A 6,287-nucleotide genomic window follows, 5' to 3' on the forward strand; every position below is an offset into this window, starting at 1 on the left:
TACACCTGTTTCAATCATTACAAACCTACTCTAGTTTATTTTGCCGTTCTAGGTTCTATCAAAGTCAAATTTTCTTGTAACTTTAATCCAGATGCCTCTAACGGTGGATGACCATCATTGGTTATCGAACTACGGACTGCCGAGCAATAATCTTCAATAATAGTCACCAAATTCTTATCTTCATTGGTAACACTACGTTCAATTTCTCGTAATCCTCTAACTTTTTTTTTTCAATTCTTTTTTGGCATTTCTATCCGCCTCATATATGGGTTTAATTGCTTCTTTCAGGTAATGGTAATGACATAAACCGTGAGCAATTTTAGGTAATGCTAACCCAACAGCTTTACGAATTGATTGTTGTCCATCACTAACAACTCCATCAATTGGTACATCCAGCGTATTAGCTACTTCTAATAATAACGCCACTAAATCTTCATTTCTTGATGACAATAAGGTTTTAGCAAGTATTATTTCTCCTGATAAACAATCTCGAATTACCCATAATACCTCATGTCCAATTTCTGGCTGCATCCCATCAATTGCTAATATCACCCGTCCTTGATTAGCCATTATTGCTTTTAACCTTTTATGGTCTTTTAGCCATAAAGAAAGTAACTCGTCATATCTGTCAATTAGGTGCGTAACCGTTCGTTGACTTATACATATACCCTTTAATTCCAGGTGAGTGTGTATTTGAGGAACACTTCTATGTTCCTGGTAGCGTAATGCTCCTATATAAGCAATCACATCCAAACCAAATTCGTTTTGTGGTAGAGCGAGTGACCCTTCTTGCTCTGGTCGATATGCTTTTTTATACCGCATACATGACTTATTTCGACATTGCCGAATTTTTAGCTGTAGTTCTACTACCCCATTTAACGTTCTTATATGTCGAGGATTATTGTATTCATTCCACATTGCTTGACCACACGAAGGGCATTTTTTTTGAACACAATCTAGTATTTCAAACGATGTTGCCTCTGGTTTTAAACTTTTTCTTACCAAGTTTTTGCACCATTATTTCGCTACAAGCTCAAGATTACAGGATTTCTGCTCCTCTCTAGTAAGTTTTGCCACGCTAGATTATTTTTAACTTGTGGCGAATGCAGTATTCCTAACTGTGCTTGAAGCATCGCAACTTGATTGAGATGCTCATCAATTTCAGTTAAGATTTCTTCTTCAGATTCTTGAGGTGAAAGCTGTTGAATTTCGGATTCCGGCAAGTAAATAATATCTTTGCTATTTTTGCTGCGTAACAATCCGTACTGCCAACCAAAACAATTCGCAATTCGCAATTATTTAACTGCGAATTGCGAACTGCGAATTGGTAATTGCCTTTGGGTATCCCCAGCCGCGCGGAATTGTAATTGTGACTTGCATATTTTCCCCCTAATAATTCTAAATTTGTGCTGATTGATTGGGATGTTTTTGCAATTAAAAAGCGGTCTGTTGGTAACAAACCGCTTCTGAAATCTCTGTTAGATTGTGAAACGCTAGTCTAATTGGGTTTAATTTCTTTCACTTTGAATGAACGTTCACTAAATAAATCAGGATTTTCACTCTGAAATCTTAAGTCATCACTATATTTTTCGTCCTCCAGAAAAAATCTATCATTCTCTACTTTGAGAGAGTTTACTAATTCTTCATTATCCGTATACACAATATATTCATTGTCTTGAAGCGGAGCGATTATCTTCAAATGACATCCTCCACTAAAAGCGTATCTTTGACATCCGTAGCTATGCCCTTGTTCTCCAAAATAAGGGCATCGTATTACTCTGCATACATTAATCATATTGTGTGCTTCCACATAAAGCTTGAACGATTATTGTAATTTTCTATTCGTTGCTTACAGGTACAATCTCTTCATTAACCACTAGCTTATCTTGCTGTTGTTGTTCTAACAGATAACTTTGTGCTGCGTACACAAACTTGTAAAATTCGTCAAGAGATTGATCGTATTCGTGATGATCGCAATAATCAGCTAAAAGGGTTAGTGCTTGAGCAAGATTCTGACGTGCAAGGTCTATATTCATATTTTTTTCTCACTTACTTTGTTATCTATGTTAAAGTCATTCTTGACAATTCCGACTCATACATAATCACTCGTCTCGCCACAAAATATTGCCACGGCTCATACTCACCTTTCAACGCAAGACATTCAAACAATGCGCCAGAACCTTCAGACGTTTTACCACTGCCCGTTACTCTCAAAACTGTATACAAGCGACTTTGATTATCAAAGCGTTTTTGATAGTAGAATTGTTTGCCAATCAATGCGTGTGAACTTGAATATTGTGGAGCAAACTTTTTGAGATATTCCTTGACTGAAACGATCGCTCTTTCATTAGTATCAGCTACGCTGGAACATCCCCCACTCACTTGTAGACCAATACCTTCAATAGCACTAACGGTAAGCCTGTAATGCTTGTGAGGTAAAGCTAAACAACAACTTACTTTTGCTGCCAGTTCATGAGTCGGGCAATCGGCAACTACAATATTATCGTTGACTACGAAATACCTGTCTTCCATTTCTTTTCCTCCATATAAAAAGCGGTCTGCTCTTAACAAACCGCTTGAAGTTTTGATGTGGTGTAGTTGAGTAATACTTTTATTCGGGAGCAAATCTTGCTAATAGTTCTTCACGGGTCAATTGCAAACACAAGGGAGTAAATTCTTCTGGAGATAACTGTAGTAAACCATTAATAACTGTTGCTAGTTCAGCATCCACTTCCCCAAATCGAAATCGCAAGAGATTTTCTACAACTTGGCGGCGTTCTTGTTTTACTCCCTGCTGTATTGTAGTTTCTTCCCATTCCTGATAGGCCTGTGATAAATTCATAATCAACTCTCGCTCATCTTCTGTTAAATCATTTTGTTGAAATGCAACAACGCGCCAACTAGTAATCAGTCTGAGGGTATTTTGTCTGAGTGGATTTGTTTGTGGAAGTGCTAACAGTTGAGTAACAGCTAGACGTTGTGTTTCACCTCTTCCCAAAATCCTCAGCCATAATGTTTCTTCTGTAACAGGCAATTCGTTAACTACTACTATCGCCCCGCGAAAACCTTTCTGGAAAAAGTAAACGCCACTGGGCCAATTGCCTAAATCCAGTTTAAACTCAAAATCCGCTAAGAGATTTTCTGAAGCACTAGGCGATATTATCCACAGTTTCGCCAAGCTATCTTCCGGTAATCTTCTTTTCTCTCGTTTAGCTTTGCGTTGTGCATTGGCGATGACAGCGAATAACTTCAGAAAACAATTGCGTACTTCTGTTGGGGTGGGTTGGTTGCGAAACGGCTCTAAGAGTGCCGTGTTCATTACAACAATCCTACCCAACAATCCGAGATTTGAGTCTTGTGCTTCGGGGGCAGGGGAAAACAAGACATCCACAAATCTAGTTTCATCCCTGACTTCCTGATTTGTTCTTACTTCCCCCAAAGGGGACAATAGCTCTTCTAAAAACTGTTTAGCGAACTGGTCATGAGGTTTCGTGGTCATGTTTTAAATGTGTGGGCAATGTACTTTTTATCTGGCTTAAAAGTCCTGTCGCCTATACGCGCGCGATCGCTTTTTACTGTTAGGACTAAAGAACGGCTTTCACTTGGGCAACCTCCGCTATTTCCCATTCTGATGAGTGGAACTTACGCTGATTGCTAGAAATCATAGTGTAAGGTAATGTGTACTTATTTCAGTAGTTGAAGTTGTTTTTATGACATTCTCTGAACTTCAAACAGGCGATTATTTCCGTATTCCCGGCATCAGCTTCCATTACGTCTACCGAAAAACCAGTGACGACTCTTGCACCTTGAATGAGACTTTACAGCCGATTCGACCTTACACATCAGTGAAAAAGCTCACTGGGACTGAACTTATTGAACACTTAGGACAACAGCAGCCCAATTCCCAACCACAACGTAAACCCACCATTAGATTAAAATCTCGACCTGTTCCTTCAAGAGAAAAAGCAGCAATCTCAAAGTATGGCATCATCAGTTAGTCAGTAATTTTATTCTCCGGGCAAGTACTTCTTATAGTACCTGCCCTTTCTACACGAAAATCCTTGTTTCTCCTACTGGAACTGACCCAACACCCCCACACCTATCCACCAAAGCCTCACACAAATCAGCCGACTTCACCCCAACCACTCCCGGCTGTATTTCACTAGCTAATCCATTGAAAAACAATTGAAAGTCGGGGTGATGATCGTTAATTTCTAGCTCTATTAAATCTGGGGTTTGTGATGTGATTATTGCCCACGGGGGGAGATTTAAGGATATATCGGTTAAGTAAAGTTTCACGTTTGCACCTAAAACTATTGATTTGTTATTCGATACTTTGTGTTGGCCAATACATCAGGGAAATATTGTTAGATACTCCTTTTGAAGGTAGGCGCAGCATTTAATAATTCAATAGACTGCATATAACAACCTAGAATGACACGCAAAATTTCTTGGGAACGGCTACAACTCCTTAGCCGTTCTCATCTTTTATGCTTTATCAAATTTTTGCTCTCGATTGACGAAACAATTTTATGAAGAAGAATTCAGGATTCAGGAGTCAGAATTCAGTATGAATTATGTACGACTGGGTGATGAATATTAGTTTAAAACCTTGTTCCTTGTGGGCAAAACAAAATTCAAACATTCTTCCTTAATAAAACTTCATCTCTACCCTACGGGAACACTTCGTGAACATGGGTGGAGTATTCTGAATTCTGAATTCTGTCTTCTGACTCCTTTTTATATCTGCTGTTCGCCCAGAAACGCTCACTTTTACCTGCACAATATCCTTAAAATCAAGTATGTATAATGTCGTTGCTCTTAGGCGGCATTATTGTCATTGGTAATATTTGGACAAGATTCCGGCTTTCAATATGTTATAAATGAGCGTCGTTATTCAGCTCGTAGTTATGAATTTCTACCAATTACGTACAGGAGAGTATTTCCGAATTCCGGGAATGAGTTGTGGTTATGTGTATAAAAAAGTCAGCAATTCTTGTTGCCGCTTAAATGGTTTTTTACAACCAATTCATTCTCAATCTCTAGTCAAACGGTTGAATGTGGCTGAAATCAAACAGTATCTAGCACAACAGCAAGCTGAACTTGTAAGTTTTGAGACAGATTATTATTAACTGTTTTTTTACTTACCCAGTTTTTCATGGCGATTGTTTAGTATTGAATATTTCATTACCCTGTTACAAATTTGTGTTATTTCACATCTGCTGAGACTCTAACAACCTCTACTATTTCTCGGTTCGATTCTGTAACCAATTGTTTCGACCCAAAAATATTAATTTCTCTAAAGTGTCTATGTCAGATTTATAACAATCTATTAGAATCACAATCATAGAAATATTCATTGAGAACACCTAATATATGTTAGTTGTTCTTTTTTATTGTCTAGGTAAAAATTGGATTAGCCGTAGTATTAAAATAGAAGCAAAAAACACTAGACACAGCACATTTCTCTCAAGTAAGCGGGTGAAATCTTCAAACACAAGCCCTAGCATTGAATCATATTCATAAGCTCGATAAACCCTTAAACAAGCACCTCCTTTGCAATAACCGGCTTGTATCCAGGAAGAGATAGCACATCTGCATTTGTGTCTGTTAGTGGCAAAAGAATTCTGTCTTCGGAGTCAGCATCCGGATAAGCCAAATTATGTATTGTATGATGTGCCATGATAAACAAAATGTTTTGATTCCAGTATTTAGGCGAGTGCTTGTAGAGTCAGCAATCGCCTTTTTCCAAACTACGCCGCAGCCAAATCCTGCACTGGCTCGTACTCTTGCAGCATCCGCCATTCATCTGGTAACAGTTCACCAAACGGCTTGTCTAACAAATCCAAAGAATCACTTTTGGCTTCCGGTTGATGGAAGAGAGTTTGCACAAAGCAGGGGATACCGTCTCTGTAGACTATTTCCACCAGCCGCTTGTCTTTGTAGTAAATGCCATCATCCAACAGTTCGTAACCCAAGTTCTCGCAAGCTTCGGCAACTCGTACCATTATTTCGTTGCCCGTTGAGGTGGCTGGGGTTTGTTGTTGTACCGACAAAATTTCTAGCACCTCTGCGTCTGGATGTTCTGCGGACAGCAGAATTTTCTGCATTGGCTTTTCCGGTAAGCAGTCCGAATCGTGTATTGTAATTTGTGACCAAAAGAAGGGGATACAAGCCTCGCCCTTCTAGGGCGAATTTTGATTCTTAATATACGATTTCAAGACTTCAATCGGCGCTCCTCCCACAGAGCAAGCAAAGTAAGAAGGACTCCAGAGATGTTCTACGTG

12 protein-coding genes are annotated in these 6,287 nt (G+C 39.0%); 2 read left to right on the forward strand and 10 right to left on the reverse strand.

What is annotated here, in order from left to right; all coding sequences use genetic code 11:
- Positions 1–35 precede the first annotated feature (35 nt).
- The 7 genes from H6G69_RS34605 to H6G69_RS31970 form a co-directional block, all read right to left on the reverse strand.
- Positions 36–170, reverse strand: a complete 135-nt coding sequence (locus H6G69_RS34605) for a hypothetical protein (protein WP_277883509.1) — start codon at positions 168–170, stop codon at positions 36–38.
- Between the two features lie 46 nt (positions 171–216).
- Positions 217–918: a hypothetical protein gene (locus H6G69_RS31945; protein ID WP_190693517.1), complete on the reverse strand. Its 702-nt coding sequence runs from the start codon at positions 916–918 to the stop codon at positions 217–219.
- 107 nt (positions 919–1,025) lie between these two features.
- Positions 1,026–1,295: a hypothetical protein gene (locus tag H6G69_RS31950; RefSeq protein WP_190693519.1), complete on the reverse strand. Its 270-nt coding sequence runs from the start codon at positions 1,293–1,295 to the stop codon at positions 1,026–1,028.
- A 203-nt stretch (positions 1,296–1,498) separates the two neighbouring features.
- Positions 1,499–1,810 (reverse strand): hypothetical protein, encoded by a 312-nt coding sequence (locus H6G69_RS31955; RefSeq protein WP_313952579.1) that lies wholly within the window; start codon positions 1,808–1,810, stop codon positions 1,499–1,501.
- A 28-nt stretch (positions 1,811–1,838) separates the two neighbouring features.
- Positions 1,839–2,036 carry a hypothetical protein gene (locus H6G69_RS31960; RefSeq protein ID WP_190693521.1) on the reverse strand — a complete coding sequence of 66 codons (198 nt, stop codon included), beginning with the start codon at positions 2,034–2,036 and terminating at the stop codon, positions 1,839–1,841.
- Positions 2,037–2,061: 25 nt separating this feature from the next.
- A complete protein-coding gene (locus tag H6G69_RS31965; protein ID WP_190693522.1) occupies positions 2,062–2,532 on the reverse strand; it encodes a hypothetical protein in 471 nt (156 codons plus the stop codon).
- Positions 2,533–2,611: 79 nt separating this feature from the next.
- The gene (locus H6G69_RS31970; protein ID WP_190693524.1) at positions 2,612–3,499 is read right to left on the reverse strand and encodes a hypothetical protein; all 888 of its coding nucleotides are present in this window, start codon (positions 3,497–3,499) and stop codon (positions 2,612–2,614) included.
- Between the two features lie 211 nt (positions 3,500–3,710).
- Here H6G69_RS31970 and H6G69_RS31975 point away from each other — a divergent pair, with 211 nt between their 5' ends.
- The gene (locus H6G69_RS31975) at positions 3,711–3,998 is read left to right on the forward strand and encodes a hypothetical protein (protein WP_190693540.1); all 288 of its coding nucleotides are present in this window, start codon (positions 3,711–3,713) and stop codon (positions 3,996–3,998) included.
- Between the two features lie 49 nt (positions 3,999–4,047).
- Here the strand turns inward: H6G69_RS31975 and H6G69_RS31980 are convergent, their stop codons facing one another.
- Positions 4,048–4,299 carry a hypothetical protein gene (locus H6G69_RS31980; protein WP_190693526.1) on the reverse strand — a complete coding sequence of 84 codons (252 nt, stop codon included), beginning with the start codon at positions 4,297–4,299 and terminating at the stop codon, positions 4,048–4,050.
- Positions 4,300–4,910: 611 nt separating this feature from the next.
- Between H6G69_RS31980 and H6G69_RS31985 the strand changes: the two genes are divergently transcribed.
- On the forward strand, positions 4,911–5,132 hold the full coding sequence (locus tag H6G69_RS31985) for a hypothetical protein (protein ID WP_190693528.1): 222 nt from the start codon (positions 4,911–4,913) through the stop codon (positions 5,130–5,132).
- A gap of 621 nt (positions 5,133–5,753) precedes the next feature.
- On the opposite strand, the gene H6G69_RS31990 is transcribed toward H6G69_RS31985, so the two are convergent.
- Entirely contained in the window at positions 5,754–6,110 is a 357-nt protein-coding gene (locus H6G69_RS31990) for a hypothetical protein (RefSeq protein WP_190693529.1), read from the reverse strand.
- 75 nt (positions 6,111–6,185) lie between these two features.
- The coding region (locus H6G69_RS31995; RefSeq protein ID WP_190693531.1) for a transposase at positions 6,186–6,287 on the reverse strand (102 nt) is incomplete at its 5' end.

It is taken from the genome of Nostoc sp. FACHB-110 (genome assembly GCF_014697425.1).
Lineage (GTDB): Bacteria > Cyanobacteriota > Cyanobacteriia > Cyanobacteriales > Nostocaceae > Nostoc_B.

Bases quoted from the DNA above. Each gene is read 5' to 3' on its own strand.
- H6G69_RS31945 (WP_190693517.1), bottom strand. From the start codon at position 918: ATGTGGAATGAATACAATAATCCTCGACATATAAGAACGTTAAATGGG.
- H6G69_RS31975 (WP_190693540.1), top strand. From the start codon at position 3,711: ATGACATTCTCTGAACTTCAAACAGGCGATTATTTCCGTATTCCCGGC.
- H6G69_RS31965 (WP_190693522.1), bottom strand. From the start codon at position 2,532: ATGGAAGACAGGTATTTCGTAGTCAACGATAATATTGTAGTTGCCGAT.
- H6G69_RS31990 (WP_190693529.1), bottom strand. From the start codon at position 6,110: ATGCAGAAAATTCTGCTGTCCGCAGAACATCCAGACGCAGAGGTGCTA.
- H6G69_RS31985 (WP_190693528.1), top strand. From the start codon at position 4,911: ATGAATTTCTACCAATTACGTACAGGAGAGTATTTCCGAATTCCGGGA.
- H6G69_RS31960 (WP_190693521.1), bottom strand. From the start codon at position 2,036: ATGAATATAGACCTTGCACGTCAGAATCTTGCTCAAGCACTAACCCTT.
- H6G69_RS31970 (WP_190693524.1), bottom strand. From the start codon at position 3,499: ATGACCACGAAACCTCATGACCAGTTCGCTAAACAGTTTTTAGAAGAG.